Below are 852 nucleotides of genomic sequence, written 5' to 3'. Positions count from 1 at the left end.
CCCGCGGCCAGCCGCTCGCGCTGCGCCAGCGCCCAGTGCGCGGCGAGCGCCGGGTTGGCGGCAAGCGCGGCATCGCTCTGGCGCGCGGCGTGCCGCTGCAGCCACTGACGCAGCGCGAGATCGTCGCGCCGGCGGGCGGTTTCGGCGATGTCGGCCTGCCAGCGCTCGGCGTCCGCGGCGAGTGCCGGTGGCACGGCTTCGGGAGCGAGATGCCGGCACGTCAGCACTTCGGCGCAGCGCACCGAAGCCGGCAGGCCAGCGTGTTGCGCGAGGATGTGCGCGACCGCCGCCTGGCGCAACCCGGGCGCCAGCGCGCGGAACTTCTGCTGGTATGCCGCGATCGCCGCCGGACTCGCGAACTGGCCGGCGTGCGCGCTGGTGACCAGGTCGGGATGCTGCCAGACCAGCGCCTCGACGAGCCCGTCGGCGTCGCTCGCCGGCAGCAGGTAGCGCAGCGCGCGCAGCAGGTTCGGTTCGATCACGACGGCCGGCGCGAGCAGCGTCAATAGCGTGTCGAGCGCGCGCTGCCGGCGCTCGTCGCCGGCCAGGTCGCTCGCCAGGGTGGGCGGCGAGCCCGCACCGGTCGACGAGGTGGATGACGGGCGCAGGCGGCTGTGACGGTCCCATTCGACGAGCGCCAGGCTGCCTGGCCGGCCGGCGCCCTGCGGACGCGTCGGCAGCGGGCAGAGGACCAGCGCCGGTACGCCGGCACTGCGCAGGCGATGGCCGAACTGCTGCCAGCCGTTCGCCGCCTCGGGCGCGTCGTCGAGCAGGCCGACGTCGCCGAGGATCAGCAGCGGCGTGTTCGGCGCCGGCAGCGGCCAGCACTCGGTCATGCTGGCACCCGGCTGG

At 75.8% G+C, this 852-nt stretch carries 1 protein-coding gene; it reads right to left on the bottom strand.

From position 1 onward, the window contains the following. The coding region (locus CAPSK01_RS10330; protein WP_034925948.1) for a hypothetical protein at positions 1 to 836 on the bottom strand (836 nt) is incomplete at its 3' end. Positions 837 to 852 lie beyond the last annotated feature (16 nt).

The sequence above is a fragment of the Candidatus Accumulibacter vicinus genome, from assembly GCF_000584955.1.
GTDB lineage: Bacteria > Pseudomonadota > Gammaproteobacteria > Burkholderiales > Rhodocyclaceae > Accumulibacter > Accumulibacter vicinus.
This window is presented reverse-complemented; position numbering and strand designations above follow the sequence as displayed.